Annotated in this window: 14 protein-coding genes; 13 read left to right on the plus strand and 1 reads right to left on the minus strand. The window is 75.6% G+C overall.

Translation table 11 applies throughout. The features are described 5' to 3' along the window. The first annotated feature begins 111 nt into the window (after positions 1 to 111). Entirely contained in the window at positions 112 to 1,233 is a 1,122-nt protein-coding gene (locus ACZ402_RS06225) for a DUF2189 domain-containing protein (protein ID WP_375824808.1), read from the plus strand. A gap of 78 nt (positions 1,234 to 1,311) precedes the next feature. Here the strand turns inward: ACZ402_RS06225 and ACZ402_RS06230 are convergent, their stop codons facing one another. Further along, positions 1,312 to 2,178, minus strand: coding sequence for a DUF3097 domain-containing protein (locus tag ACZ402_RS06230; protein WP_375824807.1), 867 nt, complete (start codon positions 2,176 to 2,178; stop codon positions 1,312 to 1,314). A 155-nt stretch (positions 2,179 to 2,333) separates the two neighbouring features. Between ACZ402_RS06230 and ACZ402_RS06235 the strand changes: the two genes are divergently transcribed. From ACZ402_RS06235 to ACZ402_RS06290, 12 genes are all read left to right on the plus strand, one after another. Then, entirely contained in the window at positions 2,334 to 3,797 is a 1,464-nt protein-coding gene (locus tag ACZ402_RS06235; protein ID WP_375824806.1) for an MFS transporter, read from the plus strand. A 79-nt stretch (positions 3,798 to 3,876) separates the two neighbouring features. Further along, positions 3,877 to 4,893, plus strand: coding sequence for a heat-inducible transcriptional repressor HrcA (gene hrcA, locus ACZ402_RS06240; protein WP_375824805.1), 1,017 nt, complete (start codon positions 3,877 to 3,879; stop codon positions 4,891 to 4,893). 133 nt (positions 4,894 to 5,026) lie between these two features. Beyond that, complete coding sequence (dnaJ, locus tag ACZ402_RS06245; RefSeq protein WP_375824804.1) at positions 5,027 to 6,148, plus strand: molecular chaperone DnaJ; 1,122 nt, start codon at positions 5,027 to 5,029, stop codon at positions 6,146 to 6,148. A 13-nt stretch (positions 6,149 to 6,161) separates the two neighbouring features. Continuing rightward, the gene (locus ACZ402_RS06250) at positions 6,162 to 6,974 is read left to right on the plus strand and encodes a 16S rRNA (uracil(1498)-N(3))-methyltransferase (RefSeq protein WP_375824803.1); all 813 of its coding nucleotides are present in this window, start codon (positions 6,162 to 6,164) and stop codon (positions 6,972 to 6,974) included. After that, positions 6,971 to 7,333 carry an HIT domain-containing protein gene (locus tag ACZ402_RS06255; RefSeq protein ID WP_047232993.1) on the plus strand — a complete coding sequence of 121 codons (363 nt, stop codon included), beginning with the start codon at positions 6,971 to 6,973 and terminating at the stop codon, positions 7,331 to 7,333. The genes ACZ402_RS06250 and ACZ402_RS06255 overlap by 4 nt, the downstream gene beginning before the upstream one ends. A gap of 121 nt (positions 7,334 to 7,454) precedes the next feature. Further along, positions 7,455 to 8,552: a PhoH family protein gene (locus ACZ402_RS06260; protein WP_375824802.1), complete on the plus strand. Its 1,098-nt coding sequence runs from the start codon at positions 7,455 to 7,457 to the stop codon at positions 8,550 to 8,552. Further along, the gene (gene ybeY, locus ACZ402_RS06265; protein WP_141390808.1) at positions 8,549 to 9,001 is read left to right on the plus strand and encodes an rRNA maturation RNase YbeY; all 453 of its coding nucleotides are present in this window, start codon (positions 8,549 to 8,551) and stop codon (positions 8,999 to 9,001) included. The genes ACZ402_RS06260 and ybeY overlap by 4 nt, the downstream gene beginning before the upstream one ends. Beyond that, positions 8,998 to 10,335, plus strand: a complete 1,338-nt coding sequence (locus ACZ402_RS06270) for a hemolysin family protein (RefSeq protein ID WP_375824801.1) — start codon at positions 8,998 to 9,000, stop codon at positions 10,333 to 10,335. Before ybeY ends, ACZ402_RS06270 begins: the two co-directional genes overlap by 4 nt. Continuing rightward, positions 10,332 to 11,282, plus strand: a complete 951-nt coding sequence (era, locus tag ACZ402_RS06275; RefSeq protein ID WP_375824800.1) for a GTPase Era — start codon at positions 10,332 to 10,334, stop codon at positions 11,280 to 11,282. The genes ACZ402_RS06270 and era overlap by 4 nt, the downstream gene beginning before the upstream one ends. Positions 11,283 to 11,376: 94 nt before the next feature. After that, entirely contained in the window at positions 11,377 to 12,975 is a 1,599-nt protein-coding gene (locus ACZ402_RS06280) for an alpha/beta hydrolase family protein (RefSeq protein ID WP_375824799.1), read from the plus strand. A 45-nt stretch (positions 12,976 to 13,020) separates the two neighbouring features. Further along, a complete protein-coding gene (locus ACZ402_RS06285) occupies positions 13,021 to 14,619 on the plus strand; it encodes an outer membrane protein assembly factor BamB family protein (protein WP_375824798.1) in 1,599 nt (532 codons plus the stop codon). Positions 14,620 to 14,751: 132 nt separating this feature from the next. Further along, positions 14,752 to 16,893: a DUF7937 domain-containing protein gene (locus tag ACZ402_RS06290; protein ID WP_375824797.1), complete on the plus strand. Its 2,142-nt coding sequence runs from the start codon at positions 14,752 to 14,754 to the stop codon at positions 16,891 to 16,893. The last annotated feature ends 38 nt before the right edge of the window (positions 16,894 to 16,931 follow it).

Raw genomic sequence — 16,931 nt, forward strand, 5'->3', positions numbered from 1 at the left:
AGGGCGGCGCGGCTCCCCGCGCGCCCAGGCCCCTGAGCAGCCAGGATAGGACCGAGCACGTCGAGGACGCGTGCTGCCCGCAGCACGTGACGACGAGGAACGAGGTGCACGATGACGGACCCCACGAACCCGGGCGGTCAGCCGCCCCGCGACGACGAGCCGACGCCGCCGGACGGTTCCGGCACCCCGCAGCAGCCGGCCGAACCGCCGACCGGTCCGGACCCCGACGGGCCCGCCGGCCCGCCGGCCCCGGCCCCTGACGCCGACGTCCCGCCGGCCTCGCCGTACGGCCCGGGCGGGGCGACGCCGCAGGACCCGGCCACCCCGCCGTCGGGCCCGCCCGCGTGGGGCGCGCCGCAGGACCCGGCCTCCTCGCCGTCGGGCCCGCCCGTCTACGGCGCGCCCGGGGCGTACGGCGCTCCCGCGGGCGCACCGGGCGACCCCACGGCCCCGGGGCCGACCGCCCCGCCGCCGGGCGCGTACCCGCCCCCGTCCGGCGCCTACCCGCCGCCGCCGGGGACGTACCCGCCCTCGGCGGGTGGCTACGCCCAGCCCGGGTACACCGGGCCCGCGTTCGCGGTGGGTGAGGCGATCTCCTACGGGTGGCGCAAGGTCACCTCGAACCTCGGGCCGTGGATCCTCGTCGCGCTGATCTTCATCGCGGTGAACGTGGCGTGGAGCTTCATCACCGGCGGGTTCGACCAGTTCCAGGACCAGTTCGACTACACGGACACCAACTTCGCTGCCCTCAGCGGCATCACGTTCACGAGCGTCCTGCTCGGGCTCGTCGGCGCCGTCATCGGCTACCTCATCACCGCGTTCTTCACGCGCGGGGCGCTCGACGAGGTGGACGGGCGGCGCCCGGACGTCGCGGCGTTCTTCCGCATCGGCAACGTCGTCAACGTCCTGCTCGCGGCGCTGATCGTCGGCATCCTGACCTACATCGGGCTCTTCCTGTGCATCCTGCCCGGCCTCGCGGTGCTGCTCTTCTCCGCGTTCGTCTACTACGTCGCGCTCGACCAGCGGGTCGACGCGATCACGGCAGTCCGGACGAGCTTCTCGCTCGTCGCCAAGAACTTCGGTCAGGTGTTCCTGCTCCTGCTCGCGCTGTTCGGCATCAACATCCTCGGCGCGATCCCGTGCGGTCTCGGCCTGTTCGTCACGATCCCGCTGAGCTACGTGGCCGTGGGCTTCGCCTACCGCCGCCTCACCGGGGGCGTGCCGGCCGCCTGACGGCCGGTCGTCGTCCACCACGCCCCGGTGCCGCCCGTCGGTGCCGGGGCGCGGTGCGTCCGGACCCCGAGGGCGGGGTCAGGACGCCGTGACGAAGTCGATGAGCTCCTCGACGCGGCCGAGCAGGGACGGCTCGAGGTCCGCGTACGTGCGGACGGTGCCGAGGATGCGCTGCCACGCGCGACCCACGTCCTCGGCGGTGTCCGCGGGCCAGCCGAGCTCGCGCAGGATGCCGCGCTTCCACTCGGTGCCCCGCTCGATCACCGGCCAGCGGTCCAGGCCGACGCGCGCGGGCTTCACGGCCTGCCACACGTCGACGTACGGGTGCCCGAGCACGAGCACCGTGCCCGCGGGGGAGCGGCGGATCGCGTCGTCGGCGATGCGGCGCTCCTTGCTCCCGGGCACGAGGTGGTCCACGAGCACGCCGACGCGGCGCTGCGGCGTCGGGCCGAAGTCCGCGAGCGCCGCCGCGAGGTCGTCGACGCCGTGCAGGGGCTCGACGACGACGCCCTCGACCCGCAGGTCGTCGCCCCAGACCTTCTCGACGAGCTCGGCGTCGTGCTTGCCCTCGACCCAGATGCGGCTGCCGCGGGCCACGCGCGCCCGCTGCCCGACGACGGCCCGGGACCCGGACGCGGTCCGCGTGGGCGCGGCGGGGGCCCGGGAGGTGACGGGCGCGGTGAGCTCGACCGGCTCGCCGTCGACCCAGAACCCGGGCCCGAGCGGGAACGTGCGCGTCCGGCCGGCGCGGTCCTCGAGCACGACGACGTGCATCCCGCCCGACTTCTCGACTCGGACGACCGCGCCGACCCACCCGGTCTGCACCTCCTCGACCACGAGCCCCCGCTCGGCGGCCTGCGGCCGGGACACCGCCCGCGCACGATGATGGACGGGGGCGGGCGTGCCGCCGCCGAGGACGTCGGACCCATAACGATCGAAAGCCACGCCGGTCACCCTAGGTGAGCGCCGGCCGCACCCCGGCGAGATCGGCCCGTGCGTCGCGAGATCGACCTCCCGAGGGTCGATCTCGGACGCTCGGGCCGATCTCGGTACCGGCGTCCGACGCGCGCGGGACCAGCGGCGGGTGGTACGACGGAGCGGTGAGCCCGCAGCGCGCCGAGCCGGACCCGAACCGCTGGCGCGTGCTGCCCGTCTGCCTCGCGGTCGGCTTCATCACGACGCTCGACGTGTCGATCGTCAACGTCGCCCTCCCGTCGATCGAGTCGTCGCTGGACGCGGGGCCGACGCAGCTCCAGCTCGTCGTCGCGGGCTACACGCTCGCGTTCGGGCTCGCGCTCGTGCCCGCCGGCCGGCTCGGTGACGCCGGCGCCCGACGGTCCCTGTTCATCGCCGGGCTGGTCGGGTTCGCGCTCATGAGCCTCGCGTGCGGGCTCGCGCCGACGGACGGGTGGCTCGCCGTCGCGCGGCTGCTGCAGGGCGTGAGCGCGGGCGTCCTCAACCCGCAGGTCGTCGGGCTCATCCAGCAGCAGTTCTCCGGGTTCGAGCGCGGCCGCGCGTTCGGCATGTTCGGCGCGACGATCGGGGTCTCGACGGCGCTCGGCCCCCTGCTCGGCGGCCTCATCATCGCGGCGGCCGGCTCTGCGTCCGGGTGGCGGTGGGTCTTCCTCGTCAACCTGCCCGTCGTCGCCGTCCTGCTGCCCTTCGCCTGGCGCCTCGTGCCCGCCCCACCGCCCGGCGCCGCACGCACCGCGCGGGGCCCGCGCCGCCTCGACCTCGTCGGGCTGGCGCTGCTCGGCGCGGCGACGCTCGGCGTCATGATGCCGTTCGTCACGACGACCGGCCGCGGCGACGACGCCTCGCGCTGGTGGTGGCTGGTTGTCGCCGCCGCGGCGGGGCTCGCTGCCGTCGTCTGGGAGCGCCGGTACCAGCGGCGCACCGGCGAGGCGGTGCTCGACCCGCAGGTCGTCGGGCTCGGATCGTTCCGCAACGGCGCGCTGCTCGGCCTCGCCTACTTCGCGGGCTTCACGGGCATCTTCCTCGTGGTCACCCTCTACCTGCAGGACGAGCTCGGCTACACGCCGCTGCAGGCGGGGCTCGTCGGGACGCCGTTCGCCGTGGCGTCCGGGGTGTCGGCGTGGTTCTCGGGGCGGTGGGTCGCGCGCTGGGGCCGGCAGCTCGTCGTCGGCGGGCTGGCGCTCGTCCTCGTCGGGGTCGTCGTGGCCGACGCCGTCGTGCGGCTGCTCGGGGACGACCCCGCCGCCGTCGGGCCGGCGCTCGCGGGCGCCCTGCTGGTCGCCGGGGCGGGCAGCGGGACGGTCATCGCCCCGAACCAGACCCTCACGCTGTCCGAGGTGCCCGTGAGCCGCGCGGGCGTCGCGGGGAGCATGCTGCAGCTCGGGCAGCGCATCGGGTCGGCGGTCGGCATCTCGATCGTGCTCTCCGTGTACTACGGGGGCCTCGCGGGCGGCGACACGGCGGCGCACGCGACGGGGAGGGCGCTGCTCGTGACGATCGTGCTCGTCGCGCTCGCGCTCGTCGTCGGGCTCGCCGACCTGCGTTCGCGGCGAGCGGAGGACCGCGGGACGGGCCGCGCGGACGCGTAGGATTGGCACTCGGAGGTCGAGAGTGCCGACGCCCGCGCGCCCGCCCGGGGCGGCGACGGTGCGGCACACGGAGGTGGACGTGAGCGAGGAGCGCCGGCTCGAGGTGCTGCGGGCGATCGTCGAGGACTACGTCCTCACGCGCGAGCCCGTGGGGTCGCGCGTGCTCACCGAGCGGCACGGCCTCGGCGTGTCGCCCGCGACGATCCGCAACGACATGGCGGCTCTCGAGGACGCCGGGTACATCGCGCAGCCGCACACGTCCGCGGGCCGCATCCCCACGGACAAGGGCTACCGCCTCTTCGTCGACCGCCTCTCGGGCGTCAAGCCGCTGTCCGCGCCGGAGAAGCGCGCCATCGAGACGTTCCTGTCCGAGGGCGTGGACCTCGACGACGTCATCGCGCGCGCCGGCCGGCTGCTGGCGCAGCTCACGGGCCAGGTCGCGGTCGTGCAGTACCCGTCGCTGAGCCGGTCCGGGCTGCGTCACCTCGAGCTCGTGCCGGTCGGGGAGTCGCGCCTGCTCGTCGTGATCATCACCGACACCGGGCGCGTCGAGCAGCGCACGCTCGAGGTCGCGAACGTGCCGGACGAGGGCACCCTCGTCGAGGTCCGTGCGCGGCTCAACGCCGCCGCGGCCGGCAAGCGCCTCACGGACCTCGCGACGGGCCTCGCCGCGGTGACGGAGAGCTTCCACCCCGACGACGCCCCGCTCGTGCGCGCGGTGGGCGACCTCGTCGCCCAGACGCTCGCCGAGGAGAGCGAGGAGCGCCTCGTGCTCGCGGGCACGGCGAACCTGGCCCGGGCGGGCATGCGGTTCGAGCACGCGCTGCGCCCGGTCCTCGAGGCGCTCGAGGAGCAGGTCGTCCTCCTGGGCCTGCTCACGGAGATGGCCGCCGAGTCCGGCGTGAGCGTGCGGATCGGGCACGAGACCCAGCTCGAGGGCCTCGTGGAGACCTCCGTCGTGACGACCGGTTACGGTAACGACGGTGACACGGTCGCCCTCGTCGGCTCGATCGGGCCGACCCGCATGGACTACCCCGGGACCATCGCGGCGGTGCGCGCCGTCGCGCGCTACCTGTCTCGGGTGCTCGGCACGTGAGCCCCGCCGCGGCCTCCCCGCACGCGGCAGGCACCCTCGACGACCCGCCCCGTGCCGGCCTCACGACCCGCACCAGACCCTTCACGACCGGCCCCGTGCCGGCCTCACGACCCGCACCAGCAGAGAGTGACGTGTGAGCGACTACTACGAGATCCTGGGCGTGGCGCGCGACGCCAGCCAGGACCAGATCAAGAAGGCGTACCGCAAGCTCGCGCGCGAGCTGCACCCGGACGTCGCGGGCGAGGAGGCGGGCGACCGCTTCAAGGACGTGGCGCGCGCGTACGAGGTGCTCTCCAACCCGGAGAAGCGCCAGCAGTACGACCTCGGCGTCGACCCGAGCGCCCCCGGCGGGGGTGCCGGCCCCATGGGCGGCGGGTTCGGCTTCCAGGACATCTTCGAGACGTTCTTCGGCGGCGGCCAGGCGCAGCAGGGTCCCATCCCGCGCGCCCGGCGCGGCCAGGACGCGCTCGTGCGGCTCGACATCGACCTGTCCGAGGCCACGTTCGGCGCGCAGCGCGAGCTCCAGGTGGACACGGCGGTCGTGTGCGGGACGTGCGGCGGCTCGTGCTGTCGCCCGGGCACCTCGCCGCGCACGTGCGACGTCTGCCACGGCCGCGGCACGGTCCAGCGCGTCGCGCGCTCGTTCCTCGGCCAGGTCATGACGAGCGCCCCGTGCGCCGCGTGCCAGGGCTTCGGCACCGTCATCCCCGAGCCGTGCGCCGAGTGCTCGGGCGAGGGCCGCGTGCGCAGCCGCCGCAGCCTCACGGTCAACGTCCCCGCGGGCGTCGACACCGGCACGCGCATCAAGCTCACCGCGCAGGGCGAGGTCGGCCCGGCCGGCGGCCCGGCGGGCGACCTCTACGTCGAGATCCGCGAGCGCAACCACGACACGTTCGTGCGCCGCGGCGACGACCTGCACTGCACCCTCCAGGTGCCCATGACGGCGGCGGCGCTCGGCACGGTGCTCGAGCTCGAGACGCTCGACGGGGCGCAGGAGATCGACCTGCGCCCGGGCACGCAGCCGGGGCAGATCGTCACGCTGAAGAACCTCGGCGTGGGGCACCTGCACGGCAGCGGCCGCGGGGACCTCAACGTCCACATCGAGGTCCAGGTGCCGCGCGAGCTCAGCGAGGAGCAGGAGCAGCTCCTGCGCTCGCTCGCCGCGATGCGTGGCGAGGAGCGGCCCGAGCCGCGTCTGTCCGCGGCGCACCCCGGCGTGTTCTCGCGCCTGCGCGACAAGCTCTCCGGACGCTGAGGGGAGCGGGCGCGTGAGTGCTCCGGTGTTCCTCGCCGAGACCGGGCTCGATGCCGTCGCGCCCGGCGACCGTTACGTCCTCGACGGGGCGGAGGGCCGCCACGCGGGCGTCGTCCAGCGCCGCGGGGCGGGCGAGCGGGTCGACGTCGTGGACGGGGACGGCCTGCGCCTGCTCTGCGTCGTCGAGCACGCCGACGCGGGCCGCGTGACCCTGCTCGTCCAGGAGGTCGACCGGGAGCCCGCGCCCGCGGTCGTCGTGACGCTCGTGCAGGCCCTGGCCAAGGGCGACCGGGACGAGATGGCGATCGAGGCGGCGACCGAGATCGGGGTCGACGTCGTGGTCCCCTGGCAGGCGGAGCGCTCCGTCGTGGTGTGGCGGGGCGAGCGCGCCGCGAAGTCCCGTGCGCGTTGGCTCGCGACCGTCCGCACGGCGACCAAGCAGGCGCGGCGCGCGCGCCTGCCGCAGGTCGAGGTGGCCGTCGACTCGCGCGGCCTCGCGGCGCGCGTGAGCGACGTCGTCGCGGCCGGCGGGCGGGCGATCGTGCTGCACGAGGAGGCCGTGACGCCGCTCGCGGACGTCGCGCTGCCCGACGGCCCGACCGCCGACGGCGGGGCGGCGCCCGAGGTGCTGGTCGTCGTCGGCCCCGAGGGCGGGATCTCCGACCGCGAGGTCGCCGACCTCACGGCGGCCGGCGCGGTCGCGGCCCGGCTGGGCCCGCACGTGCTGCGCACGTCGACCGCCGGTCCCGTCGCCGTTGCCCTCCTCGCCGAGCGGCTCGGCCGCTGGGGCGTGGCGGCCGCGCCTGGACTAGCCTCGGGGTCATGACGAGCACCGACGCGCGCACGGACCCGGACTGCCTCTTCTGCCGCATCGTCGCGGGCGAGCTGCCCGCCGACGTCGTGGCGACGAGCGAGCGCTCGATCGCCTTCCGGGACATCGACCCCCAGGCACCCGTGCACGTGCTCGTCGTGCCGCGCGACCACCACGGCGACATCGCCCAGCTCGCGGCCGCCGACCCGGAGCTGCTGAGCGACGTCGTCGCGCTCGCCGACGAGGTCGCGGGCGACCAGGCCGACGGCCAGTTCCGCCTCATCTTCAACTCGGGTCCGCGCGCCGGGCAGAGCGTGTTCCACGTGCACGGGCACGTCATCGCCGGCGCGGAGCTCGGCTGGACGCCCGCCTGAGCCCTGCGCGAAAGGACGTGTGACGCCCGGGCGCGCTCGGTACGATGGAGGCGATCTGCGGGGCCGTGGCGGCCCCGGACCCACCGTCCGACCGAAGGAGCGCAGCGGCGCAAGCCGGCTCATGACCTCTCTGTCCCGAGAACCCGACCCTCAGCCGCACCGGGTCGAGCACCGCATCGTCATCCCGAACCACGTGCCGATGGTGGCGCTCCTCGGCAGCCGCGACTCCGTGCTCCGGGCCGTCGAGGAGGGGTTCGGCTCGGTCGACGTGCACGTGCGCGGCAACGAGATCGCGGTCTCCGGTCCTCCGGGGGACGTCGCGCTCGCCTCGCGCCTGCTCGACGAGCTCGTCGAGGTCGTGGAGGCCGGCACGCAGCTCACGGCCGACGTCGTGTCGCGCTCCATCTCGATGCTCACGGCCGCGACGGCGTCGCGACCGGCCGAGGTGCTGACGCTCAACATCCTGTCGAGCCGCGGGCGCACGATCCGGCCCAAGACCGTGGGGCAGAAGCGCTACGTCGAGGCGATCGACGCGAGCACCATCACGTTCGGCATCGGGCCCGCGGGCACGGGCAAGACGTACCTCGCGATGGCCAAGGCCGTGCAGGCGCTGCAGTCCAAGCAGGTCAACCGGATCATCCTCACGCGCCCGGCGGTCGAGGCGGGGGAGCGGCTCGGGTTCCTGCCCGGCTCGCTCACGGAGAAGATCGACCCGTACCTGCGCCCGCTGTACGACGCGCTGCACGACATGATCGACCCCGACTCGATCCCCAAGCTCATCGAGGCGGGCACGATCGAGGTCGCGCCGCTGGCGTTCATGAGGGGTCGCTCGTTGAACGACTCCTTCATCATCCTCGACGAGGCGCAGAACACGACGACCGAGCAGATGAAGATGTTCCTCACGCGCCTCGGGTTCGGGTCGCGCATGGTCATCACGGGCGACGCGACGCAGGTGGACCTGCCCGGCGGCACCCAGTCGGGGCTGCGCGTGATCGAGGACGTCCTCACGGGCGTGGACGACGTCGAGTTCTGCCGCCTCACCTCGTCGGACGTGGTGCGCCACCGGCTGGTGAGCGAGATCATCGACGCGTACGCGCGGTGGGACCTCACGTCCGGCGCCGGGGCACGACAGGGGACGGGCGGCGGACCGCGTCGCCGCGACAACGAGCGCCGCGGACGCCCCGCGGGCAGGGACCGACGGACGAGGGACGACGCGTGAGCATCGAGGTCAACAACGAGACGGAGACCGAGGTCGACGAGGCCGAGTTCGCGGCGCTCGCGCGCTACGTGCTCGACGCGATGCGCGTGCACCCGCAGAGCGAGCTGTCGATCCTCTTCGTCGACACGGACGTCATGACCGAGCTGCACGTGCGCTGGATGGACGAGCCGGGCCCGACGGACGTGCTCTCGTTCCCCATGGACGAGCTGCGGCCCGGCCGCGACGGCGAGGTGTCCGGCCCCGGCCAGCTCGGCGACGTCGTGCTGTGCCCGGAGGTCGCCGCGCAGCAGGCGGTGACCGCGGGCCACTCGACGGCGGAGGAGATGCTGCTGCTCACGACGCACGGCATCCTGCACCTGCTCGGCTACGACCACGCCGAGCCGGAGGAGGAGAAGGAGATGTTCGCGCTGCAGCGCAAGCTGCTCCTGACCTTCCTCGCGGGCCGGTGAGCGGCGAACCCGTCGCGCTCCTGGCGGTCCTGACCGTCCTGACGGTCGTGCTCGCCGCGGCGCTGAGCGCCGGCGAGGCGGCGGTGCTGCGCGTCACGCGCGCGGCGGTGAGCGAGGCCGCGCTCGGCGACGACCTGACGACCCCGCCGCGGCCCTCGGGGCGCCGTGCGCTGGCCCTGCTCGTCGACCCGGCGGCGACGGCCCGATCCGTCGGCTTCGTGCGCGTCGTCGCCGAGGTCGCCGCGATCACGTGCCTCACGCTGCTGGTCGCGGCGTGGCTCGAGCCGTGGTGGCAGGTCCTGCTCGTCGCGCTCGCGGTGAGCGTCGTCGTCGGTCTCCTCGTGGTGCGCGTCAGCCCCCGGTCGCTGGGCCGCCGGCACGCCGTCCGCGTCCTGCTCGCGCTCTCCGGCCTGCTCACGGGGATCGTCGCCGCGACCCGCTGGCTCACGCGCCTCGCGCCCGCGCCCGACTCGGGCGCGCACGAGCGCGAGCTCCAGGACATGGTGGACCGGGTGAACGAGTCCGACGTCATCGAGGAGGAGGAGCGCGAGCTCATCCGCTCCGTCTTCGAGCTGGGCAGCACGCTCACGCGCGAGGTCATGGTGCCGCGCACGGACATGGTCACGACCTCGCGGGACACGCCGCTGCGCAAGACGCTGTCCCTGTTCCTGCGCTCGGGCTTCTCCCGCATCCCCGTGACCGGGACGTCCGCGGACGACCTCGTGGGCGTCGCCTACTTCAAGGACGTCGTGCGCGTGCTGCACGGCGGCCCGGGGGCGGACGCCCGGCCGGTCGGCGACGTCGCGCGCGCCGCGATCTTCGTGCCCGAGTCCAAGCCCGTCGACGACCTCCTGCGCGAGATGCAGGCGTCGTCGTCGCACATCGCGATGGTCGTCGACGAGTACGGCGGGATCGCGGGCCTCGTGACGATCGAGGACGCGCTCGAGGAGATCGTCGGCGAGCTGACCGACGAGCACGACCGGCCCGAGCCCGAGGTCGAGGACCTCGGCGAGGGCGTGCTGCGCGTGCCCGCGCGCCTCGGCGTGGACGAGCTCGGCGAGCTCTTCGGGCTCGACCTGGACGACGACGACGTGGACACCGTCGGCGGCCTGCTCGCCAAGACCCTCGGCAAGGTCCCGCTGCCCGGCTCCGTGGCCGACGTCCACGGCCTGCGGATCGAGGCCGACCGGGTCGAGGGCCGGCGCAAGCAGCTCGCGACCGTCCTCGTCTCCCACGCCGCCGCACCGTCCGTGGCGCCGCCCGCGGCGCCCCACGAGCCGGAGACCCCGGCCGACACCCGACCCTCCCTCCCGACCGTGAAGGACACCCCGTGAGCACGACCACCCCCGAGCACCGCTCCGGATTCGCCTGCCTGGTCGGGCGGCCCAACGCCGGCAAGTCGACCCTGACCAACGCCCTCGTGGGCCAGAAGGTCGCCATCACGTCCGGGCGGCCGCAGACGACCCGGCACACGATCCGCGGGATCGTGCACCGCCCCGACGCGCAGCTCGTGCTCGTCGACACCCCCGGCCTGCACCGGCCCCGCACGCTGCTCGGGGAGCGCCTCAACGACCTCGTGCGCGAGACGTTGACGGAGGTCGACGTCATCGCGTTCTGCCTGCCGGCGGACCAGAAGATCGGGCCGGGCGACCGGTTCATCGCGAACGAGCTCGCCGAGCTCATGCGCGGGCGCCGCGGCACGCCGGTGGTCGCCGTCGTGACGAAGGCCGACCTCGTGGACCGCGGCACGCTGGCCGCGCACCTGCTCGCCGTCGACCGGCTCGGGGAGATCGCGGGCGGCTGGGCGGACATCGTCCCGGTCTCCGCGCAGGACGGGTACCAGGTCGACGTCCTCACCGACGTCCTCGTGTCCCACCTGCCGGAAGGCCCGGAGCTCTACCCGGGCGGCGAGCTCACCGACGAGCCCGAGGCCGTCATGGTCGCCGAGCTCGTGCGCGAGGCCGCGCTCGAGGGCGTGCGCGACGAGCTGCCGCACTCGCTCGCCGTCCAGGTCGAGGAGATCGTGCCCCGCGAGGGCAGCGGCGACGAGGCGACCGGTCGCCCGCCCTTGCTCGACGTGCGGGTCAACCTCTTCGTCGAGCGCGACTCGCAGAAGGCGATCGTCATCGGCCGGGGCGGCTCGCGGCTGCGCGACGTCGGCACGCGCGCCCGGCACGGCGTCGAGGCGCTCCTCGGGACCCGCGTCTTCCTCGACCTGCACGTGAAGGTCGCCAAGGACTGGCAGCGCGACCCGAAGCAGCTCCACCGCCTCGGCTTCTGAGGCTCCGCGGGCGACCGGTCGGGGGGATGGCCCCCGCCCGGTCGTCGGGGCGTCACCAGGGACCGGCGTCCGGGGTGCGACGTACGATTCCCCGGTGATCTTCCGGACCGCCGCGACCACCGCCGCCCTCGCGATCGTCCTCGCGATCGTCGGGGCGATCACGGGACCGCAGTGGGACCCGGTGCCCGTGACCGAGCACCTGGAGCCCGCGACGCCCGACACGACGATCGGCGGCCAGCCCCCCGGCGGCGCCGACCCCGTCGGCACGTACGACGTGCGCGAGACGGACGTGACGATCCGGCTCGACGGCGCGACGGTCGGCGGCATCCTGCGCGAGCCCGTCGACGCGGGGGACGACCTCCCGGGCGTGGTGTTCGTGCACGGCGCGGGCACGGGCCTGGCGACGGAGGCCTTCGTGGACGTCGCGACCGACCTCGCGAGCGCCGGCGTCGTCACCCTCGTGCCCGACAAGCGCCTCGACACGTACACGACGCGTCACCGCGACTACGAGGCGATGGCGCGCGACTACGAGCACTCGGTCGACCTGCTGCGCGCGCGGCCCGGGGTCGACCCGGAGCAGGTGGGACTGTACGGCGAGTCGGAGGGCACGTGGATCGTGCCGGTCATGGCGGTGGCGGACCCGACGATCGCGTTCTCCGTGCTCGTGTCCGCCCCGGTCGTGCCGCCGCGGCAGCAGGCCGCGTTCGCGGTCGACAGCTACCTGCGCAACACGGACGTCCCGCACGGGGTGTTCCGGGCGATCCCGCGCGCGGTCGGCATGGCGATCCCCGGGGGCGGGTTCGAGTACGCCGACTTCGACGTCGAGCCGTTCCTCGAGCGGCTCACCCAGCCCGTCCTCGTGGTCTACGGCACCGCGGACCCGTCGATGCCGGTCGAGCAGGGGGCGCGGCAGATCCTCGACGCGACGGGGCCGTCGTCGGCGTCGGGCGGCGCCGACGTCACCGTCCGGTTCTACGAGGACGCGAACCACGGGATCAAGATCGACGAGGTGCTCGTTCCCGACTTCCCGCGCGACCTCGGCGCCTGGATCACGTCCCTCCCGGACAGCGCGACCGCGCAGCCGCAGGTGGCCGGCGCCGAGCCGAACCAGCAGTACCTCGCCGGGCCCGTCCCGACCCCGCGCTGGCTCGGCAACGGCGACCTCCTGGTCGGGCTCGTGCTCGGCGCGGTGGGCCTCCTCGTGCTCGGGCCGCTCGTCGGGCTCGCCGGGGGGCTCGTGCGCCGTCTGCGCCGCGTCGCCGGGCGCCCGAGCGCGCCCGCCGGTCTCGCGCCCGGCTTCCGCGCGCCGCTCGCCGGGCTCGGGGTGGGAGCCCTCGGGACGACGGTGGCCCTCGTGGTCTACCTGGTCGCCGTCGCCCGGCTCGCCCTGGACTACGAGAAGGACGCCTGGGTCGTGCAGGGCGGCTGGATCGGGGTGCGCCTCGTCGGGCTCGCGACGCTCGTCGCCGCGGCCCTCCTGATCAACCGCTCCGCCGAGGTCCGGACGGCTCGGCGCGCCGCGGCGGACCTCGCCGACGCGGCCGGCCCGGGCGTCGTCGAGGAGGGCCGTGCCGGGGTGCTGCGGGTCGCGCGCGGCCTGACGACGCGCGTCATGCTGTGGTGCGTCGTCGCGGGTGCCGCGATCCTCCTCGTGATCGTCGCGTACTGGGGCGTGTACCAGCTCGGCATCTGACCGCCCGCCCGGGCGCGGGCGCCACCGCGTGCGTATCGTGGACAGGTGAGGCGCCGTCGGCTCGCGCAGGACCGGGCGGCTCGTGCCGGGCACGCCACCCACGAGCCGACGACGGACGGTGCCAGCGCGTCGGCGGGCGCCGTCCGCTTCGAGCTCCTGCCTCCCGAGCTGCGCACGGACGAGCGCTTCGACGCCGTGTTCGACGGCGAGCCGGAGGCCGCGCGCGACGGCGACCGGTCGGGGTGCACGGACCCGGGCACCCCGAGCGAGGGGCGTCGTGGCCCGCGCCCCCGGGGCGCGGGGCGCGCGTCGCGACCCTCGACGCCCCCGGCGGGATCCGCCCGGACCGCGCGCGGGCGAGGACGGTCCCGGGGGAGCGGTGGCACGGACGCGCCGCGCCGCGCCTGGTACGCGCACCCCGTCCCGTGGGTCGCCGTCGCGGTCGCCGCCGCGTTCGCGGGCTCGGTCGCCTTCACGGCCTCGATGGAGGACGCGCGGCCCGTCGACGTCACCGCGCTCGCCGGCGGGCTGCGCCCGCTCGAGGAGCCGCCCGAGCCGCGCTGGTCCGTCCCGGTCGCGCCGGGCTCCGAGGTCGTCCCGGCGCTGGGCGCCGTCGTGACGGTCGACGACGGCCTCACCGCGTACTCGGTCGACGACGGCTCGGAGATCTGGCGGTCCGAGCGCCTCGGGGACCGCGCCACGTGCCTGCCGGCCCAGGGCGAGCCCGCCCGGGAGGTGGTGGTGTGCGCCGTGCCGTCGGGGTGGCGCGAGCAGGTCGCCCGGCTGGTCACCGTCCGGTCCGCGACGGGCGAGGTCGTCGGCGACCGCACGGTCGAGACCGCCGGCCGCCTGTCGGTCGTGCCGGTCGGCGCCACCGACGTCGTGCGCGCGTGGTGGCGGGGCGGCGAGGTCGCGCTCGTGCGCGAGGACGCGGCGACCGGAGAGGTCCGCTGGGACCGGTCGCTCCCGCACGACGGGCTCGGGCGCGGGGGCGACGTCGTGCTCGACGTCCGCCGCGGGGTGGTCGACGTCCTGGCGCCGGGCGTCGCCGCGGCGCTCACGGAGGACGGCCGCGCGCTCGTCGAGGACGACGTGTGGACGATCGTGCGGCTCCAGGACGGCCGCTACGTCGGGAACGAGTACGGGCGCGGCACGGCGACGGTGTTCACGGCGGCGGGCGAGCCGGACTTCCGGATCAAGGGCCGCGTCCTCGAGGCGCCCCTCTCGGACGGGTCCGCACCGGGCGTGATCGTCACGAACACGTTCGGGAGCATCGTGGGGGTCGACGCAGCGACCGGCTCGGAGCTCTGGTCCCTCCCGGGGACCGGCCTGCGGGCCGTCGCTCGCGTCGACGGGCGCGTCGTCGTCCAGACGGACTCGGCCTATCGCAGCGTCGACGCGCGCACCGGCGAGGAGGTCTGGGCCGTGGACGTCGACGACAGCGGGCCGTGGCCGGTGCTCACGGACGGACGGTCGCTCTTCGTGACCGAGCGCGGCCGCGAGGGTCAGGCGCTCGTGTCGCTCGCGCTCGACGACGGTGCCGTCGAGTGGCGCTGGGCCCTGCCCGAGGACACGTACCACGTGGTCGCCGTCGAGGGCCGGCTCTTCCTGCTCGGCGTCGACCGGCTGACGGCCGTGTCCTGAGCCGTCCGTCGGATCGGGGTCCGCGCCGCGTGGGCGCTTGAAGACGCACGTGATGAACCGGTAGAAACGGTCGGGGCCCGTCGGGCCGGCGTGCGTGCGTACGGCACGGCGCGACAGCGTAGGGAGTGCACGATGACCAACCAGACAGAGCCGGCCGAGGACCCGCAGCCGCGCGCTGCGGGCACCGGGCCGACCACGGCGCCCGACGGCGTCGCGGTGGGTGACGGGGACTCCTCGGCCGAGCGCGCACCCGGCGGGGCACCTGCCGAGCCGAGCGCCGGGGACGACGGCCGACCGGGCGGCGCGGAGGGGGCCGAGGCTCCCGCCGAGCAGGCGGCCGCAGCCGCCGCACCGGGTCCGGTCTCGCCCTTCGCCGGGATGCCCGTGAGCGACTACGTGCGCGACGGCGTCGCGGCGCTCCTGCTGCTCGTGTCCCTCGCGCTGCCGTGGGACGTCGCGAGCCGCGCGTCCGACAAGATCGAGGTCGTCCTGCTGACGATCCTCTCCCTGCTCACCCTGGCGCTGCCGTACCTGGCCCGCACCGGGGTGCTGCCCGCGACGTGGACCGTGCACACGACGCGCACCGTCCGCCTGCTCGCCAACGCCCCGTACGTCCTGCTCGTGGGCGTCTACCTCGTCGTCGACGTCGTCGGGGGTGGGGACTTCGGCGACGGCTGGGGCGGCGTCGGCTCCGCGGCCGCGCTCGGTCTCGCGGGCGCGCTCCTCGCGGCGCAGCCGCGCGAGAGCGAGCTGGGCCCCGAGGACCAGGACCGCGCGGTCTCGAACCGCTGGCTCCAGGCGCTCCTCGTGGGGGCCGCCGTCCTGGCGGTGACCGTCCTGCTCACGATCATCCTCACCGTCACGGGGACCCGCCTCGGCGGCGCGCTCTTCGTCCTGCTCGTGCTCGTCTCCGCGCTGTTCGTCCTCGCGCTCGTCGGCCTGCCGACGTACGGGACGTGGCGCCGGTCCGAGGCGGCGCGCCTCACGCTCGTCGGGCTGGGCGTCATCCTCGCGGTGGCGTTCGTGCTCGGCTCGGGCAACAACGGCCTCGTCACGATCGAGAGCACGCACGGCGGCCGGTTCGGGCTCGTGCTCGTCCCGGCGCTCGCGGCGATCGCCGCGGCGCCCGCCGTGCACCGGGCGATGACCGCGGCCGACCCCGTGACGACCTGGGTCCGCGTCGCCGTGAACGCCCTCGACCTCGCGCTCGTCGTCGCGGGGTACGTCGCCGTGAGCGCCGTGCTCACGCTGGCCGACGGCGCCCGGGGCGTGCCCGTCGTGCTCGCCGTCGTGGTGGGCGTGCTCGCGGCGGCCGTCGCGTTCGTCGCGCGCCGCTCGCTCGCCCGCGACGCGACGACGGGCCGTCCGCTCGCCCTCGGTGGCGCCGGCGCCGTGGCCCTGCTGGGCATCGTCCTGCTCGTCGTGACGTCCAACCGGGTCGTGCTCGGCGGCGGCGTCGAGCACGTGCTCCTCGCCTTCGGGCTGCCGTTGCTCGTCGTCGGCGCCCTGACGGTCCCGCGCGAGGTGCGCGCGTACTTCGCCGAGCACCGTCCGGTGCCCGCCGCTGCCGCCGGGGAGGCGGCGCAGGCGTACGTCTGGCAGCCGCCCGCGCCCAAGCCGGTCCGTCCGGCGCCCGTGGCGCCGGCCGGGCCGGTGGCGGCACAGCCGCCGACCGGCGCCTACACCGGGGCACCGCACGGCGCCACCGCGTACCCGGGTGCCGCGCACACCGGACCGGTCGCCACGCAGCAGCCCGGGCAGGACCGCTGGGCGCCCGCGGGCGGCGACGCGACCGAGGTCCTCCCGGTCCAGCAGGTCGAGCCCGAGCGCAGCGGGTACGCGGCGCGCCCGGGGCTGGACCCCGACCAGGGCCCCTCGACCGCCGTCATGCCGGCGTACCAGGAGGGACAGCCGGGCACCGGCCCGCAGCCGACCGCGCAGCCCGGCGCCGGGTACCCCGCGCGGGGTTACGGGCAGGGGTACGGCCAGCAGCACGGCCAGCAGGGCTACGGCGCCGGGTACGGGCAGCAGCCCGCGGCGCAGCCGCAGCCGTCGTACTCCCCGCCGGCGCAGCCCGCCCAGGCCCCGGGGTTCACGGCCGCCCAGGCGCTCGACCCGAGCACGCCGCTCGAGGTGCTCGCGCAGATCGTCCAGGACGCGCCGCACCTGCGGCCCCAGGTGGCGGCCAACCCGTCCACCTACCCCGCGCTGCTGGAATGGCTCGGCAACCTCGGCGACCCCGCCGTCGACGCCGCGCTGCGCTCGCGCCGCTGACCGACCGACGACGCCCGGCCGACCTCCTCGGAGGCGGC

The organism is Cellulosimicrobium sp. NPDC030954, assembly GCF_055571305.1.

Excerpts from the sequence above, each read along its gene's own strand:
- ACZ402_RS06290 (WP_375824797.1), top strand. The coding sequence starts at position 14,752 with ATGACCAACCAGACAGAGCCGGCCGAGGACCCGCAGCCGCGCGCTGCG.
- ACZ402_RS06255 (WP_047232993.1), top strand. The coding sequence starts at position 6,971 with ATGACGAGCACCGACGCGCGCACGGACCCGGACTGCCTCTTCTGCCGC.
- ACZ402_RS06260 (WP_375824802.1), top strand. The coding sequence starts at position 7,455 with ATGACCTCTCTGTCCCGAGAACCCGACCCTCAGCCGCACCGGGTCGAG.
- ACZ402_RS06225 (WP_375824808.1), top strand. The coding sequence starts at position 112 with ATGACGGACCCCACGAACCCGGGCGGTCAGCCGCCCCGCGACGACGAG.